13 protein-coding genes are annotated in these 15,987 nt (G+C 67.2%); 6 read left to right on the top strand and 7 right to left on the bottom strand.

The window, feature by feature from the left end:
* Positions 1 to 206: 206 nt before the first annotated feature.
* The 4 genes from BC358_RS12830 (at position 207) to BC358_RS12815 (ending at position 5,671) form a co-directional block, all read left to right on the top strand.
* Complete coding sequence (locus tag BC358_RS12830; protein ID WP_066154489.1) at positions 207 to 644, top strand: SWIB/MDM2 domain-containing protein; 438 nt, start codon at positions 207 to 209, stop codon at positions 642 to 644.
* A gap of 134 nt (positions 645 to 778) precedes the next feature.
* The gene (locus BC358_RS12825) at positions 779 to 2,611 is read left to right on the top strand and encodes an adenylate/guanylate cyclase domain-containing protein (protein WP_079366107.1); all 1,833 of its coding nucleotides are present in this window, start codon (positions 779 to 781) and stop codon (positions 2,609 to 2,611) included.
* A gap of 85 nt (positions 2,612 to 2,696) precedes the next feature.
* Positions 2,697 to 3,677, top strand: coding sequence for a phosphatase PAP2 family protein (locus tag BC358_RS12820; protein ID WP_179130073.1), 981 nt, complete (start codon positions 2,697 to 2,699; stop codon positions 3,675 to 3,677).
* A complete protein-coding gene (locus BC358_RS12815; RefSeq protein WP_079366105.1) occupies positions 3,674 to 5,671 on the top strand; it encodes a hypothetical protein in 1,998 nt (665 codons plus the stop codon). Before BC358_RS12820 ends, BC358_RS12815 begins: the two co-directional genes overlap by 4 nt.
* A gap of 9 nt (positions 5,672 to 5,680) precedes the next feature.
* Here BC358_RS12815 and BC358_RS12810 read toward each other — a convergent pair whose 3' ends face one another.
* The 4 genes from BC358_RS12810 to BC358_RS12795 form a co-directional block, all read right to left on the bottom strand.
* Positions 5,681 to 6,325, bottom strand: coding sequence for a Crp/Fnr family transcriptional regulator (locus BC358_RS12810; protein ID WP_066154510.1), 645 nt, complete (start codon positions 6,323 to 6,325; stop codon positions 5,681 to 5,683).
* A 6-nt stretch (positions 6,326 to 6,331) separates the two neighbouring features.
* Positions 6,332 to 7,045, bottom strand: a complete 714-nt coding sequence (locus BC358_RS12805) for a LuxR C-terminal-related transcriptional regulator (RefSeq protein ID WP_066154513.1) — start codon at positions 7,043 to 7,045, stop codon at positions 6,332 to 6,334.
* Positions 7,046 to 7,176: 131 nt separating this feature from the next.
* A complete protein-coding gene (locus BC358_RS12800) occupies positions 7,177 to 8,874 on the bottom strand; it encodes a thiamine pyrophosphate-binding protein (RefSeq protein WP_079366104.1) in 1,698 nt (565 codons plus the stop codon).
* 19 nt (positions 8,875 to 8,893) lie between these two features.
* Positions 8,894 to 10,117, bottom strand: a complete 1,224-nt coding sequence (locus BC358_RS12795; protein ID WP_256861492.1) for an MFS transporter — start codon at positions 10,115 to 10,117, stop codon at positions 8,894 to 8,896.
* Positions 10,118 to 10,203: 86 nt separating this feature from the next.
* On the opposite strand from BC358_RS12795, the gene BC358_RS12790 reads away from it, so the two are divergent.
* A complete protein-coding gene (locus BC358_RS12790; RefSeq protein WP_079366102.1) occupies positions 10,204 to 11,052 on the top strand; it encodes a helix-turn-helix domain-containing protein in 849 nt (282 codons plus the stop codon).
* Here the strand turns inward: BC358_RS12790 and arsC are convergent, their stop codons facing one another.
* Entirely contained in the window at positions 11,053 to 11,409 is a 357-nt protein-coding gene (gene arsC / locus BC358_RS12785) for an arsenate reductase (glutaredoxin) (RefSeq protein ID WP_079366101.1), read from the bottom strand.
* 131 nt (positions 11,410 to 11,540) lie between these two features.
* Between arsC and BC358_RS12780 the strand changes: the two genes are divergently transcribed.
* On the top strand, positions 11,541 to 11,777 hold the full coding sequence (locus BC358_RS12780) for a hypothetical protein (protein ID WP_066154527.1): 237 nt from the start codon (positions 11,541 to 11,543) through the stop codon (positions 11,775 to 11,777).
* Positions 11,778 to 11,787: 10 nt separating this feature from the next.
* On the opposite strand, the gene BC358_RS12775 is transcribed toward BC358_RS12780, so the two are convergent.
* Together BC358_RS12775 and clpB are read right to left on the bottom strand one after the other, a co-directional pair.
* Complete coding sequence (locus BC358_RS12775; RefSeq protein ID WP_079366229.1) at positions 11,788 to 13,200, bottom strand: aldehyde dehydrogenase family protein; 1,413 nt, start codon at positions 13,198 to 13,200, stop codon at positions 11,788 to 11,790.
* A gap of 83 nt (positions 13,201 to 13,283) precedes the next feature.
* Positions 13,284 to 15,896, bottom strand: coding sequence for an ATP-dependent chaperone ClpB (gene clpB / locus BC358_RS12770; RefSeq protein WP_079366100.1), 2,613 nt, complete (start codon positions 15,894 to 15,896; stop codon positions 13,284 to 13,286).
* Positions 15,897 to 15,987 lie beyond the last annotated feature (91 nt).

The following is a 15,987-nucleotide window of genomic DNA, read 5'->3' as shown; positions in this document are numbered from 1 at the left end:
CTCTTTGTCGCTGGTTGGGGTGCGGCATGCAATACCGGGCGCAGTGTTGTTTTCGGGGCCAAAAAACCCCATTTTCCCTCTTGCGCAGCACAAAAATACCGCACCTCCACCTTGGAAGGACCATGCATCTCCATTAGCATGCGAGTCACCAGTGAGAGAGCGCGTTCTCCTCTGGCGTCAAACCACTTCTAGAAGGAATCCTCAACATGGCAACTGCAAAGAAAGCTCCTGCGAAGAAGGCCGCTCCGGCCAAGAAGGCCGCCGCTCCTGCAAAGAAGGCTGCACCCGCGAAGAAGGCCGCCGCTCCTGCAAAGAAGGCCGCCGCTCCTGCAAAGAAGGCTGCACCCGCGAAGAAGGCCGCCGCTCCTGCAAAGAAGGCCGCACCAGCCAAGAAGCGCACCCCCAACGCAGCCTTCATGAAGGCCATGACCCCCAGCGCCGCACTGGCCGCCATCGTTGGCAACAGCCCGCTGCCCCGCACGGAAGTGACCAAGAAGGTCTGGGAATACATCAAGAAGAACAAGCTGCAGGACGCTGTCAACAAGCGCATGATCAACGCTGACGCCAAGCTGAAGGAGATCTTCAAGAAGGCCCAGGCCTCGATGTTCGAAATGACCAAGATGATCAACGAACACCTGAAGTGATCAGGACGCAAAGGGGCCCAGGTGCTCCTTGCACGGAGAGCCGGCGCTGCCGGCTCTTTTTTTTGACCCTGGCCGGTCCGTACCCGGCCCTTTCAGATGTGAGAAACTGAAACAGCACTTCCCCTTTTCGAGGTATGACAAGCCAGCCGCACCCCAGCACCATGGGCTCTCACGGCGATTCGGCTCCGTCTCATGAGGTGCCGCCTCTGCCGCTGATGCAGAACAAGGTGGTGCTGGTGATGGACCTGGTGGAATCCGTGAGGCTGATGGCATCGAACGAAGCGTCCGTGGTCCACCAGTGGCACGGGTTTCTCCAGCACGCCCGCGAAGAGGTTCTGCCAAGACATGGCGGTCGCCTGGTCAAAAGCCTGGGCGATGGCATCCTGGTGGAGTTCGACGAACCGTCCCAGGCTGTCAAGGCCACCCTGCGCCTGCACCGCTATTTCGACGACGCCAATCGCCGGCGCGATGACCACAACAAGTTCTGGCTCCGCGCAGGGCTGAACGCCACCCACCTGTACATCGACGACCACGACGTGTTCGGCCATGGAGTCAACCTGGCCGCCCGCGTGGCGGGGCTCGCAGGCCCCGGGGAAACTGTCATCACGGCCAATGTGCACGACACCCTGGTGGACGGTGTCGACGGTGACATGGAGGACATGGGCGAGTGCTACCTCAAGCACTGGCCGGAGCCCGTCAGGACCTGGACGCTCTCCCCGCCCTCAGGAACAGGTGTCACCCTCAAACCGCCCGCCCCTGCCGCCAGGCCGGAGGACTTCAGGGCCACCATCGCCGTACTGCCTTTTGTGTCGCGGAGCAATGCGCCCGAGCACTTTGTGATCGGAGACCTGCTGGCGGACGGCGTCATCGTCCAGCTTTCCCGCAGCCAGCACCTGCGCGTCATCTCGCGGCTGTCAACCGCCGTGCTCAGAGGCCGGGACGACGTCAACCAGACCGCGAGCCAGCAACTGGACGCCCACTTCGTGCTGTCCGGCAGCTACGTCTCGCTGGGCGACCGCGTGCTGGTGACGGCTCAGTTGAGCGACACCCGGCACAACGAGGTGATCTGGGCCGACCGACTCACGGGCGACGTGATGGACGTGGTCCAGCAAGAGAGCGAGCTGATCAACGCACTGGCGTCGACCTGCGCCGACCAGCTGCTGCACTCGGAGGTGCAACGAACCCTCACACAGGCCCTGCCCCGACTGGACAGCAGCGCTCTGATGCTGGGTGCCATCAACCTGATGCACCGATCCACCCGCCGGGATCTGGAGCGCAGCCAGCAGCTGCTGGAGGCCCTGGTGGACCGGCACAAGCGCTCGGTCGCACCTTGGGCATGGCTGGCCAAGTGGCACATCATGCAGGTGGTGCAGGGCATGGCTGCGGACCCTCACGCATCGTTCCAGCACGCGATTGGTATAGCCGACCGCGCGCTGGACATGGTCCCTGAAAGCGCCTTGGCACTGGCCGTCAAGGGGCACGCCATGTGCCACTTGGGCAAAGACGTTGATGGGTCGAACCATATTCTGCTGGAGGCTACGAACGCCAACCCCAACGACCCGATGGCTTGGCTCTACCGAAGCGTCTGGTCCACCATGTGGGGCACCGCCGCGGAGTCGATCATGCAGGCGGAGAACGCACTGCGACTTTCGCCGCTTGATCCGCAGAAGTACTACTTCGAGATGATGCTGGCAGGCAGCTACCTGTCCACAAATGACCTCAACCAGGCCATTCATTACAGCAGGTCATCACTCAACAAGAACCGGTATCACCTGCCCAACCTGCGGATCCTGCTGACCGCGCAGTTCGAGTCCGGGCAGACTGAGGAAGCAAAAGAGACGTTTGCTCTGCTTCGATCACAGCAACCGGACCTTACGGTGACCCAGTATCTGTCTTCCGGAAGCCTCAGCCCGCTGCGACAACGCACGGCGCGCGTTCTCGAGTCGCTGGGCCTACCCAAAAACTGAATCGAACCAACGAGGAGATGACATGAGTGCAGGAGTGAGTGCAGGTGTAAGTGCCGGGGTCAGCGCAGGAGTCTCCGGGGTAGGCTTGGTCTCTGCCGATGCATTGACCATCAGCCGCGCCGCCATCGCTGGCCCATTCGCCGGCGCGGTGCTACACCCCACCACTCCCGGCTTCAACCAGGACCAGAACCTGCGTCTCTGGGCCGATGGTCCGCGGATGACCGCCTGCTTCGAAGAACTGGTCGAAGGTCTTTCCATCGCCGCCTCGGCGAGCACGAAGCAGGCCGACCTGAAGTTCGCCAACCTCGGCGCGACCACGATCAAGAACCGGACGCTGGTGCAGCTGCAGGGGCCCTCCAAGAACCTGCTCAAGCAGCAGCTGGATCTGGTCGCGGCCTACGCAGACCTGCGCGGTGACCGGGCCGCCGAGGTGCTGGACCAGCTCACCGCCCCGGTCGGCTACTGGTCCGCCGTGCTGGGGCTGACGGCCCACCGGCACAAGAAGACGCTGCAGCTGATCGAGATCGCGCTCGGACTGTGCGTGCATGTCGAGATGCGCCTCAAGCACATCTTTGCCACCCTGCGGCCGGTGGAGCTGTCGCCACAGATCCAGCCCATGATCCCCACGCCGGGGCACGGCAGTTGGCCCAGCGGCCACTCCACCGAAGCGTTCGCGGTGGCCACGCTGCTGGAGGCGTTCATGGACCAGACCCGCCCCGGCAAGAACGACGGCCAGAACAGCCGCACGCAACTGCAGCGCCTGGCCGCACGCATCGCGGTCAATCGCACCGTGGCCGGAGTCCACTACCCTGTGGACAGCGCCGTCGGCCGTCTGCTGGGCACCAGCCTCGGCGAGTTCTTCGTGGCCCGTGCTACCTCTGGCAGCGTCCGCTTGCGGGGCTTCGACAGCGACAAGTTCGTTGAAGCGGATGGTGCCCCCAAGGATTTCAAGCTCAGCGACCCCATGGACGCGGGCGCCTACAGCGTGGGTGGTCCGGCGATCCCGCTGCCCCAGGCCGACACCCTGGGCTGGCTGTGGCAGGAGGCCCTGAAGGAGTGGTCATGAGCGGGGGGCGCGCTCCCCAACCCTGGCAGCCGCTGCCCAAAGGCGAGGTTACCGGCACGGACTGGTCTCTGCCCAGCAGCATCGAGGGCGCCGACCCCTACCTCGCATGGGCAGAAGCCGATCGTTTTGAAGGCTACCGACTGGGCGAAGGCCCGGCCGCCCAGCCCAGGTGGTTGCCGATCATCATCGAACTCCATCCCGGTTTCGGCATTCAGGATCTGCTGCAGGCATCCGACGTGAAGTGGCTGCAGGTGCCCAAGGCTTACCTGCTGCTGCCGGGGCTGCGTTTCTGCACGGCACGCGCGCGCAAAGGCTTTTTCAAGGCAATGCGCAAGCGCTCGGACCTGGCCGGCATCGTCCGACGCTATGAGCTCGGCCTGCCGGTGGAGGAGCACACCGGACCACTGACCAACCCGGCTTTACCCGGCGACACAGTGCCCCCTTGCCCGGATCGTGTGGGCGGCAAGGTGATCGGCATCATCGACGGCGGCCTTGCGATGGCCAACGCCGCCTTTCTGAAAGCCGACGGAGAGCCGCGGGTGCGCTACTTCTGGCGCCAGGATGAGTTCGACGGCCCGCACGGACCGGGCATGGGCCGCCACCTGCGCAGCCGCCTGGACCCGAAACGCGCCGGTCCGACGCCGCCCGTCATGGGCTACGGCCATGAGCTGACGGCGGCCGACATCCGCGCCGCCATGGACCGCTTCACGCGGAACAGTTCGGTCGACGAGGACGACCTGTACGACTACCTGCAGTGCTGGGACCTGAAGCATCCGGTCAACCATGGCACCGTGGTGGCCAGCCTGGTCGCCGGCCCCTGGCGGGCCACCGCCCGCATGAGCAGTGCGGCCCACACTCCGGACATGACACCGACCCACGACGAGGCCAGCCGCGCGCCCCTGATCGCGGTGCAGCTGGACTGGTCCAACGTGATCGACACCTCGGGTGGTGCAATGAACGTCAGTGTGCTGGACGCGCTGCTGTTCATCCTGAACCGGGTGACCGCCGATGCGCGGCTGGTGGTCAACATCAGCTGGGGCACGCTGGCGGGCCCCCACGACGGCACCTCGGTGCTCGAGGCGGCCATCGATCATCTGATTGCGCTGTGCACGCCAGAGCGGCTGCAGGTCTTCATTCCGGCGGGCAACGGTTACCAGGACCGCACCCATGTGAACCGGACGCTGCTGCCCGGGGGGAACGCCGCCGAGCTGCACTGGCACATCCAGCCCGACGACCGGACCCAGAGTTTTCTCGAACTGTGGCTGGGAGACCCGGACCTGCCTGAAGAAGCGCTGCAGGACATCCGCATCGAGGTCACGCTGCCCGGCGGGCAGGTGCTCGGGCCCATGACTGTCGGCAACGCGGGTTGCTGGCCCTCGACCACCGCCCCCCAGCTGGCGCTGGTGTTCCCGAGAAAGACCGCGCTGGGCCGGCACGGCACCTGCGCCCTGCTCGCCCTGTGCCCGACGGCCTCGCTCCACCCCGAGGACCGGCTGGCCCCAGCCGGCGTCTGGCAGGTGAAGGTTCACAATGGCGGGCTCAACCCGGTGGTGCTGGACGCCTACGTGGAGCGGGACGATGTGGCGCAGGGAACCTACACGGGCGCCCGCCAGTCCGCCATGCTGGACAGGTTCTACGACACCAGCGGCAACATCGACAGCTTCATCGACCACCCCGACAACCCGACGCCGATCCGGCGCAGCGGGGTGTTCAACAGCATCGGGACGGGACAGCGATCGGTCTCTGTTGGCGGCATCCGCTTCGCCAGCAGCGCCTTCGACCCGGCTGCCCGCTACAGCCCCAGGCTGCCGGACCCGGACGCCTCTCGCCTGCCCCAGCGCGATGGTGTCAAAAAGGTGCCGGACGAACTGGCTGTGAGCGACGAGAGCACAGCGCTGTGGGGGGTGCTGGGTGCTGGCAGCCGCAGCGGCTCATCGGTGCGCATGTATGGCACCAGCTGTGCGGCGCCCCAGATCGCCAGAGAGCGGCTTTGAGTCTGGCCGTCACCAGCGCGCTGGCAGCGCCTTGAGCAGCCAGATCCAGCGCTCGCGCACGGCGATGTAGCCGCCAGTTTCCAGGTCCTTGAGCAGGCGGGACACCATTTCGCGCGAACACGCGAGGTGTTGGGCCAGCTCCTGGTGGGTGAGGCGCTCTGAAAGCCGGCGCTCGCCAGAGGCTTCGGGCTCCTGCGCCAGCTGGTTGAGCAGTCGCACCAAGCGCCCGTACACGTCGATGAGGGCCACATTGCCGGCGCTCTCGGTGGCCAGCCGAGCGCGGCGGATCAGCCGGGCCATGAGTTCCAGTGCGAACTCGGGGTGCTGGGCAATGTAGTTCAGCAACACGGCGCGGGAGATCACGGAACAGGTGGTTGCATCGACCGCCTCCACGTTGGCCGAGCGCGGGCCACCGTCGAGCGACATTTCGCCCACATATTCCAGAGGGCCGTAGAAGCCCAGGGTCAGTTCCTTGCCGTTGCCATCACCGAGGAAGGCCCGCAGACGCCCCTGCAGGACGATGTAGATCGTGTCCCCGGACTCACCTTCCTGGATCAGCAGCGCGCCGTTGCGGTAGCGCCGCTGCACGCCCAATGCCGCCAGTGCCTGGATGTGGGAGGAAGGCTCTGTGCTGGCGGGAAGGAAGGCGGACATCCGGGCTCATGGTTGGGCAAACTCCATGGCATTGTGCGGCATCGCGGAGATCACCCGCAAGGCGGGGACCATGGGCGGCAGGCTGTGCACCTTCTGCATCAGGGCCCGGATGCTGCCACAGCCGGTTTTTTCGCGCAGCGCCTTGATCTGGCTGCGCACGGTGGATTCGGCCACCTTGTGGTCGGAAGCGATCTCGGGAATCGAGGCACCGCGGCACAGGGCCAGCAGCACCGCCTCTTCGCTGGGGCTCAGGTTCTGCGAACGGGCGAACATGCGCAGCGCCAGGTTGTCGCAGGCGTTCTTGCGAGAGAGCAGCACCAGCACGGTGGGCGCGTCGAACTCCAGCGGGTGGCTCAGCGGCACGAAGGCCAGCGACAGTTCGTGTTCGCCTTGCTTGAGCTGCAACAGGCGGCGCTGGCCGCGCAGCGCGTGCTCCAGGGCGCTCTGGATCTGGGTGGTGAGCTCGGTGTTGCGCCCCAGCAGGGAGCGGGCGTGGGTGATGATCACCCGACCGGTCGACATTTCGTGTCGCGCCAGGTGGTTGGCGTGGCGGATATGGCCCTGGGCGTCGATCACCAGCAGGCCGTAGTCGACTTCGTCCAGCACCCGCAACAGCAGGTCTTGCCCCAGGCTGTCCGGCACCGGCTGCGTGCGCTCGGCGTGGAAGTACAGGTCGCTGGTGGTGCGGTCCATCAGGTGGCGTTGGGCGGTGGTTTCCATGGCGCTTTCCTCGTGTGTTGCGGATGGGGAAAGCTTAGAAACCGGGCAGGATCTTGAGGCGTGTGCCATTGCCCACCGGCCTGTGACCTATTCACAAACTTTGTTGCCAGAAGGCAACAAACACACCCCGCTCAGCGGGATTTGTTCCGGATCGCCGAGAGGGTTCCGCGGGTGGTGATGACCTCCGGATCGAGCATGACCTCGATCAGCGAGCCGCCGTCGGCGGCCAGTGCCCGCTGCAAGGCCGGCTCGAATTCCGCGGTGTGGGTGATGCGTTCGGCCGCGTAGCCGTAGGCCCGCGCGAGCGCGCAGAAGTCGGGGTTCCTCAGGTCCGAGCCACTCACGCGCGCCGGGTATTCGCGCTCCTGGTGCATGCGGATGGTGCCGTAAGTGCCGTTGTTGAGCAGCAGGACGACCGACTTCGCACCGTGCTGCACCGCCGTGGCCAGCTCCTGCCCGTTCATGAGGAAGTCGCCGTCGCCTGCGATGGTGAAGGCGGTGCGGCCGGTGAGGATGGCAGCCCCGATGCCCGCGGGCACACCATAGCCCATGGCGCCGTTGGTCGGTGCCAGCTGCGTCTTGTGCCCCTTGGCCAGGCCGTGGTAGCGGTAGAAGCGGTGCAGCCAGCTGGCGAAATTGCCTGCTCCATTGGTCAGCACCGCGTCGGCCGGCAGGTGCTTCTGCAGCGTGTGGATGAGGGCCGGCATGTCGATGCTGCCGGGCAGCACGATGCCGCCATTGCTCACCTCCACGTTGGCCACGTAGTCGGCGTGGCAGGCGGCCGTCCACGTCGACCATGGCAGGCTGGGCGGTGCGGTCAGCACCTCCAGCGAACGCGCCGCCGCGTTCATCGTGGCCTGGATCGCGAGCGTGGGCTGGTAGACCCGGCCCAGCTCCTCGCCGCTGGCGTGGATGTGCACCAGCTTCTGCGTTGGCACAGGCGCTTCCAGCAGCGTGTAGCCGCCGGTGGTCGCCTCGCCCAGGCGCGGACCGATGGCCAGGACCAGGTCGCTCTCGCGGATGCGTTGGGCCAGCGCCGGGTTGATGCCCAGGCCGACATCGCCGGCGTATTGCGGGTGGTGGTTGTCGAAACAGTCCTGGAAGCGGAAGGCGTTGGCCACCGGCAGCTGCCAGTTCTCGGCGAAGCGCTGCAGTGCGGCGGCCGACTGGGGCGTCCAGCCCCCACCGCCGGCGATCACCAGCGGCCGCTCGGCAGCCAGCAGCAGCGTGCGCAGCTCGCGCAGCGCGCCCGGGTCGGCCCAGGCCTGCACCGGCTCCGCACGCGGCAGCGGGTTAGCGTCCACCGTCTGCGTCAGCATGTCCTCGGGCAGCACCAGCACCACCGGGCCGGGCCGGCCGTTCATGGCGGTGGCGAAGGCGCGCGCCACGTATTCGGGGATGCGTCGCGGATCGTCGATGCGCTCGACGCGCTTGGCCATGCCTTTCGTGCTCGGGCCGAAGAAGGCGTTGTAGTCCACCTCCTGGAAGGCCTCGCGGTCGCGCGCGTCGCTGGCCACGTCGCCCACGAACAGCACCATCGGCGTCGAGTCCTGGAACGCGGTGTGCAGGCCGATGGAGGCGTTGGTCGCGCCCGGCCCTCGTGTCACGAAACACACGCCCGGCCGGCCGGTCAGCTTGCCCTGGGCCTCGGCCATGAAGGCCGCCCCACCCTCCTGGCGGTTGATCACGAAGCGGATGCGGTCGGCGCGGTCGTGAAAGCCGTCGAGCACGGCGAGATAACTTTCGCCCGGCACGCCGAACGCGTGGGTCACGCCCTGGGCGATGAGGCAGTCGACGAGCAGGTGTCCGGCAAGTTTTGGTGTGGTCATGCCGGAATTGTGCACAGACTCAGCGTCCGGTCCGGCGGCCCACGCCGATGGCGGCATAGACGGACACCAGCAGCACCAGCGCCGCGCCGGCCAGCGTCAGCGCGTACCAGCCCCGGTCCATGAACACGCCAAAGATCATCGGAGAGACTGCAAAGCCGACGTCCAGCCCCGAGTACACCGTGCCATAGACGCGCCCGGTCGCGCCCTTGGGCGTCGCCTTCTTGATCATCATGTCCCGACTGGGGCCGCCCACGCCGATTGCAAAACCGGTGGCCGCCAGGACCACCATGGTGCCGGTGCCATTGAGCCACCCGGTGGCACAGACCAGCAGCAGCAAGGCGCCGGCGGTCATCGCCCAGGCCACGACGCGATCGCTGTGTTTCGAGGTGGCGGCCACAAAGCCGCCGACGAACATGCCCACCGCGCCGCACAGCATGTAGGCGCTGACAGTGAGCGTGGCCGCCTCGACGCTGACCCCGTGCAACTGCTTGAGGATGGACGGCGCATAGCTCTGCACCACCGCCAGCGTCATGGTGGACAGCAGGAAGAAGGCGAAGCACCACCAGACCACCGGCAGCTTCATGAACGCCAGGTCCGAGCCCTTGGGTGCATCAGCATGGCGCACATGCACCTCGGTGCGCAGCCGGGCGCGCTGCCAGAACAGCAGCGCCAGCACCGCCACATAGAGCAGCGCGGCGCAGCGGTAGGCGGTGCGCCAGTCGGCCAGCGCCGTGATGCCAACCAGGAAGGCCGGCGCGAGCGCCCAGCCCAGGTTGCCGGTCAGGCCGTGGGCACTGAAGGCGTAGCCCAGTCGAGGCGCCGACACGCGCTGGTTCAGGATGGTGAAGTCGGCCGGGTGGAACGGCGCGTTGCCCAGGCCGGCCAGCACCGCCACCAGCACCAGCCCGGCGTAGCCGGTGGCCATGGACGCTGCCAGCGAGGCCAGCAGGAAGCAGCCGATGGCGGCAAACAGCACTGGGCGCGCGCCGATGCGGTCGACCACGAAGCCGGACATCGCCTGGCCGGAACCCGAGATCACGAAGAAGATGCTCATCAGCAAGCCGACGTCGGAGTAGCTCAGGCCGAAGTCGCGCATGAAGATCGGGAACAGCGGCGCCAGCAGCAGGTGCGAGAAGTGGGAGGTGCCGTGCGCCAGACCGACCAGGCCGATGACGGCGGCGTCCTGCTTCAAGGGAACGGGGTTGGCCGGCGGGGGCACGGCGTCGAGAGTGGCGGTGTTCATGCGGGGCATGGTACGGGCTGACGCAGCGGCCGATATGCGATAGAAAGACAACTATCGTCGAATTTCAGCCAAATCCGGGAGCCCCCATGAACAAACGCGAGCGCCGCGCCGTGCCCGTCGGCGACACCGATCCGTTCCGTCCCTCGCCGGAGCGGCCGGTGCGCTGCCGGGCTCGGGCCATGGGCCACGACACCCAGTTCGAACCGCACCACCACCCCTGGGGTCAGCTGGCGTATTGCGCAAGCGGCCTGTTGCAGGTCACGGTGGCCGACGCCGCGCCGAACCAGACCAGCGGGCTGGAGACCACCACCATCGTCCCGCCGTCGCGCGCTGTCTGGATCCCGCCGGGCGCCCGCCACGCGGTCAGCATGCTGGAGTCGTCGCAGCTCTACACGCTCTACATCGATCCGTCGGTGGTGACCGCCGAGTGGCGCCGCTCCCGGGTGCTGGTGGTTTCAGCCCTGCTGCGCGAACTGGTGCTGGGCATGGAGCTGCCGCACCACGCCGGAGACGAGCTGCGGCAGCGCGCGTTGTCCACCCTGGTGCTGGCCGAACTGGCGCACGCGCCGACCCAGCCGCTGGGCGTTCCGATGCCCGACCCGCAGCGCGGTGACCGGCGCCTGCGCGCCGTGTGCGAGGCGGTGCTCAACGCGCCGGCGCAACACGCGACGCTGGCCGGCTGGGCCGCCCACAGCGGCGCCAGCGAGCGCACTCTGGCGCGCCTGTTCCGGGACGAGCTGGGCATGGGCTTTCAGCGCTGGCGGCAGCAGGTGCTGCTGGCGCACGCGCTGCCGATGCTGGCCAGGGGCACGCCGGTGAGCCAGGTGGCCGCCGCCGCTGGCTACGCCAGCGACAGCGCCTTCAGCGCCATGTTCCGCGCCGCACTGGGCCAGCCGCCGTCGCGCTTTGGCCCGATGACGGCGGGACCCGCCTGATCAGAGCACCTCTTGCAGCCGTTCCTTCGGGCGGCAGAGCACGGTGCCGCGCGGCGTCACGACGATGGGCCGCTCGACCAGCACGGGGTGCTGCACCATCAGGTCCAGCCATTCGGCGTCGCTGCGTTCGGGGTTGGCTTCGGCCAGCCCGGCATAGAGGTCGCCCTTGCGGCGCAGCAGTTCGCCAGCGCTCATGCCCATGGCCTTGAGCAGCGCGGTCAGCTGCTCCCGGGTGTAGGGCTGCTTGAGGTAGTCGATCACCTCTGGCTCGACCCCGGTCTCGCGGATCGCAGCCAGCACGTTGCGCGAGGTGCTGCAATGGGGGTTGTGGAAGATGGTGATGGAAGAAGGCTTCATCGCGGTGCTCCGTGTGTTTCGCGGCCGAGCATAACGCCCGGTGGCGGTGCAGCGGCGGGCGTCACACCCCTGTCATCTCGGGCCCGTATCTTGCTCGACGCACACACAAAACGCGCCAGCAGGGGAAGACGATGAACGCACCACAACGCATTGCCAAGACACCGAAGGCCTGGGAGGCGCTGTCACGCCCCGACCTGGTCGGCCGCCGCGCCCACAGCCTGCTGCTCATGGCCAACGGCCGCCGCAGCGAACGCGAACTGTCGGCGCTACTGGGTGGCGACGTCAGCGATCTGGCCGCGGGTCTGCTGCAGCAGGGCTACCTGCAGCCGGTGCCGCTGATGCTCTACGGAGACAACGACAGCGCCTGAGCGGCGCCACTCAAAGCCAGCGCTTGAGCAGTCCCATCACGCGATCGAACGTGGCGCCGTAGGGTGGGTAGAACAGGCTGGCCGCCGCCCAGCGCGACTGCACCAGCACCGGCTTCTGCTGCGTGAACCGCAGGAAGCCCGTCTCGCCGTGGTAGGCACCCCAGCCGCTCTCCCCCACCCCGCCAAACGGCAGGTTTTCGTGGGCAATGTGCAGCAGCGTGTCGTTCACCGTGACGCCGCCGCTGACCGTGCCGCGCAGCACCCGGTCGCGCGCGGCACCGTCCTGGCCGAACCAGTACAGCGCCAGAGGCCTGGGACCGGCGTTGACCGTGGCGATCGCCTGGCCCAGATCCGTATAGCTGAGCACCGGCAGCACCGGGCCGAAGATTTCCTCGCGCATCAGGCGGGCCTCGGCGGGTGGCTGAAACACCAGCACCGGTGCCATCTGGCGCTCATGGCCCGAACCGCTGCGCTGGGCCACCTCGACCACACGGGCGCCCTGGGACTGCGCCTCCTTGACCATCGCCAGCAGCCGCGCGTGGTGCCGCTCGCTGATGATGCTGGCGTAGTCCGGGTGCGCGGCCCCACAGGGGAACAGCCGCGTCACGGCGGCGGCAAAGGCGCGCTCGAACTCGGCTTCGCGCCCCTGGGGCAGCAGCACGTAGTCGGGCGCGATGCAGGTCTGGCCGCCGTTGAGCAGCTTGCCGTGCGCGATCTTGATGGCCACCGCGTCCAGATCGGCCGAGGCGTCCACGATGCAGGGCGACTTGCCTCCCAGCTCCAGCGTGGTCGGCGTCAGGTTGGCCGCGGCGGCGGCGGCCACCTTGCGCCCCACGGCGGTGGAGCCGGTGAAAAACAGGTGGTCGAACGGCAGGCTGGCGAACTCGTGCGCCACGTCCGGCCCGCCCAGCGCCACGCACACCTCGTCGGCGGAAAACGCCTGGTGCAGCAGGGTCGCGAGCAGCGCAGAGGTATGTGGTGTGAGCTCGCTGGGCTTGAGCATCACGCGGTTGCCCGCGGCCAGCGCAGTGGCGGTCGGCCCGAGCGTCAGCTGCAGCGGGTAGTTCCAGGGACCGATGACACCGACCACGCCCAGCGGCTGGCGCTGAATCTGTCCGCTGGCGGGTTGCAGGTAGATGGGTGTGCGCACGCGGCGCGTTTTCATCCAGGCGCCGGTGTGGCGATCCAGATCGCCCAGCAGCGAGCGCAGCACGAAGAAGTCCGCGACTTCGGTGAGCCGGATCGAGCGCACGCCGAAATCGGCCTGCACAGCCTCGGCCAGCGCCGCGCCGTGCGTGTCGATCAGGGCCCGCATGCGGCGCAGGCGGTCCAGGCGAAGCGCCAGCGGCACGTCGATCTGCGCGCGGCTGGCCTGGAACTGCGCGTCGAACAGCGCACGCAACGGAAGGTCGGGGGGCGTCAGGGTCATCGGGTCATCATAGGAGCGCGCCCCGGGCGGCGGTAGAGGCGGCGCCCCATGCCGGGGCACCGCCTGTCGCCTGGGGCTCAGTCGTAGGCGATTGCGTCCGAGAACTCGAACACCCCGGGGTTGCGCACAGGGTCCACCCCCACCGGAATCACCGACTTGGGCGGGTACCTGCCTTCCAGAAGCAGCTTGGAAAGCGGATTTTCGATGCGCTGCTGGATCGCACGCTTGAGCGGCCGCGCACCGAACACCGGGTCGAAGCCGACCTTGGCCAGTTCGCCCAGCGCCGCCGCTGACACGTCCAGCCGCAGGTCCATCTTCTGCAGGCGGGCCTGCAGAGCCTTGAGCTGGATGCCCGCGATGGCCTCGATGTGCTTGGCGTCGAGCCCGTGGAACACCACCGTCTCGTCGATGCGGTTGAGGAACTCGGGCCGGAAGTGGTTCTTGAGCTCGCCCCAGACCGCGTCCTTCACGTCCTCGTAGCTGTCGCCCACCATGGCCTGGATGAGGTGCGAGCCGATGTTGCTGGTCATCACGATGACCGTGTTCTTGAAGTCCACGGTGCGGCCCTGGCCGTCGGTCAGGCGACCGTCGTCCAGCACCTGCAGCAGCACGTTGAACACGTCCGGGTGGGCCTTTTCCACCTCGTCGAGCAGCAGCACGCTGTACGGTTTGCGGCGCACGGCTTCGGTCAGGTAGCCGCCCTCCTCGTAGCCCACGTAGCCGGGTGGCGCGCCGATCAGGCGGGCCACCGAGTGCTTCTCCATGAACTCGCTCATGTCGATGCGCACCAGGTGCTCCTCGCTGTCGAACAGGAAACCCGCCAGCGCCTTGCACAGCTCGGTCTTGCCCACGCCGGTGGGGCCCAGGAACAGGAACGAGCCGGTGGGCCGGTTCGGGTCGGACAGGCCCGAGCGCGAGCGCCGGATGGCATTGGCCACCGCGCTGATCGCTTCGTCCTGGCCCACCACCCGCTCGTGCAGCTTGGTCTCCATCTGCAGCAGCTTGTCGCGCTCGCCCTGCATCATCTTGGACACCGGGATGCCTGTGGCGCGGCTGACCACCTCGGCGATCTCCTCGGCACCCACCTGGGTGCGCAGCAGCTTGCGGGCGGATGCGCCGTCGCCACCCTGCCCGGCTTCCTTGGCCTGCGCTTCCTTGAGCTGCTTCTCCAGCTCGGGCAGCTTGCCGTACTGCAGCTCGGCGACCTTGTTGAAGTCGCCCTTGCGCTTGAGTTCCTCAATCTGCAGCTTGACGCGCTCGATTTCCTCGCGCACATGCGCGCTGCCCTGCGCCTGGGCCTTTTCGGCCTTCCAGATCTCTTCCAGGTCGGCGGCTTCCTTCTGCAGTTCGACGATTTCCTCGTCGATCAGCGCCAGGCGCTTCTGCGAAGCCTCGTCGGTCTCTTTCTTCATCGCCTCGCGCTCGATCTTGAGCTGGATCAGCCGGCGGTCCAGCTTGTCCATCACCTCGGGCTTGGAGTCGATCTCGATCTTGATCTTGGCCGCCGCCTCGTCGATCAGGTCGATGGCCTTGTCCGGCAGGAAGCGATCGGTGATGTAGCGGTGGCTCAGCTCGGCGGCGGCCACGATGGCCGGGTCGGTGATGTCCACGCCGTGGTGCACCTCGTACTTTTCCTGCAGGCCGCGCAGGATGGCAATCGTCTGCTCCACGGTCGGCTCATCGACCAGCACCTTCTGGAAGCGGCGCTCCAGCGCGGCGTCCTTCTCGATGTACTTGCGGTACTCGTCCAGCGTGGTGGCGCCGATGCAGTGCAGCTCGCCGCGCGCCAGCGCGGGCTTGAGCATGTTGCCGGCGTCGATGGCGCCCTCGGCCTTGCCGGCGCCCACCATGGTGTGGATCTCGTCGATGAAAAGGATGATGCGGCCCTCGTCCTGCGCCACTTCCTTGAGCACCGACTTCAGGCGTTCCTCGAACTCGCCGCGGTACTTGGCACCGGCCAGCAGGCCCGCCATGTCCAGCACCAGCACGCGCTTCTCGCGCAGGGTCTCGGGCACCTCGCCGTTGACGATGCGCTGCGCCAGGCCTTCGACGATGGCCGTCTTGCCCACGCCGGGTTCACCGATCAGCACCGGGTTGTTCTTGCTGCGGCGCTGCAGCACCTGGATGGCGCGGCGGATTTCGTCATCACGGCCGATCACCGGGTCCAGCTTGCCCGCGCGGGCGCGCTCGGTCAGGTCCAGGGTGTACTTCTTGAGCGCCTCGCGCTGGCTCTCGCCTTCGGGCGAATCCATCTTCTGGCCGCCACGCACTGCTTCGATGGCCGCTTCCAGGCTCTTGCGCGAGAGGCCGTTCTCGTTGGCGATGCGGCCGATCTCACCCTTCTGGTCGGCCACGGCGAGAAGGAACAGCTCGCTGGCGATGAAGGCGTCACCACGCTTGATGGCTTCCTTTTCGGTCGCCTGGAGCAACTTGATCAGGTCCGGTCCAGGTTGCACCTGTTCCTGGCCCTGCACCTCGGGCAGGCGGTTGACCGCCTCCTCGGTGGCCTTGGTCAGACCCGGCACATTGACGCCCGCGCGCTGCAGCAGCGACTTCGGGCCATCGGCCTGGCGCAGCATGGCCATCAGCAGGTGGGCCGGTTCGATGTAGGCGTGGTCCTTGCCCAGGGCCAGGCTCTGGGCTTCGCCCAGGGCTTCCTGGAACTTGGTGGTGAGTTTGTCGAGACGCATGTTGTGACGCTCCGAAATGCTTGAACTGACGGGCATGTGGCGCTGACCGCCCTCATTTCAAGACCTTGCGCCGGTCGGGGTCAAGCGGCCT

The organism is Hydrogenophaga sp. H7, from assembly GCF_002025745.1.
Lineage (GTDB): Bacteria > Pseudomonadota > Gammaproteobacteria > Burkholderiales > Burkholderiaceae_C > Hydrogenophaga > Hydrogenophaga pseudoflava.
The sequence above is the reverse complement of the archived record's forward strand: the minus strand, read 5'-3'. Positions and strand labels throughout refer to the sequence as shown.

Bases quoted from the DNA above. Each gene is read 5' to 3' on its own strand.
- BC358_RS12800 (WP_079366104.1), bottom strand. From the start codon at position 8,874: ATGACCACACCAAAACTTGCCGGACACCTGCTCGTCGACTGCCTCATC.
- BC358_RS12795 (WP_256861492.1), bottom strand. From the start codon at position 10,117: ATGAACACCGCCACTCTCGACGCCGTGCCCCCGCCGGCCAACCCCGTT.
- BC358_RS12805 (WP_066154513.1), bottom strand. From the start codon at position 7,045: ATGGAAACCACCGCCCAACGCCACCTGATGGACCGCACCACCAGCGAC.
- clpB (WP_079366100.1), bottom strand. From the start codon at position 15,896: ATGCGTCTCGACAAACTCACCACCAAGTTCCAGGAAGCCCTGGGCGAA.
- BC358_RS12790 (WP_079366102.1), top strand. From the start codon at position 10,204: ATGAACAAACGCGAGCGCCGCGCCGTGCCCGTCGGCGACACCGATCCG.
- BC358_RS12830 (WP_066154489.1), top strand. From the start codon at position 207: ATGGCAACTGCAAAGAAAGCTCCTGCGAAGAAGGCCGCTCCGGCCAAG.
- BC358_RS12810 (WP_066154510.1), bottom strand. From the start codon at position 6,325: ATGTCCGCCTTCCTTCCCGCCAGCACAGAGCCTTCCTCCCACATCCAG.
- BC358_RS12815 (WP_079366105.1), top strand. From the start codon at position 3,674: ATGAGCGGGGGGCGCGCTCCCCAACCCTGGCAGCCGCTGCCCAAAGGC.
- BC358_RS12825 (WP_079366107.1), top strand. From the start codon at position 779: ATGACAAGCCAGCCGCACCCCAGCACCATGGGCTCTCACGGCGATTCG.
- arsC (WP_079366101.1), bottom strand. From the start codon at position 11,409: ATGAAGCCTTCTTCCATCACCATCTTCCACAACCCCCATTGCAGCACC.
- BC358_RS12780 (WP_066154527.1), top strand. From the start codon at position 11,541: ATGAACGCACCACAACGCATTGCCAAGACACCGAAGGCCTGGGAGGCG.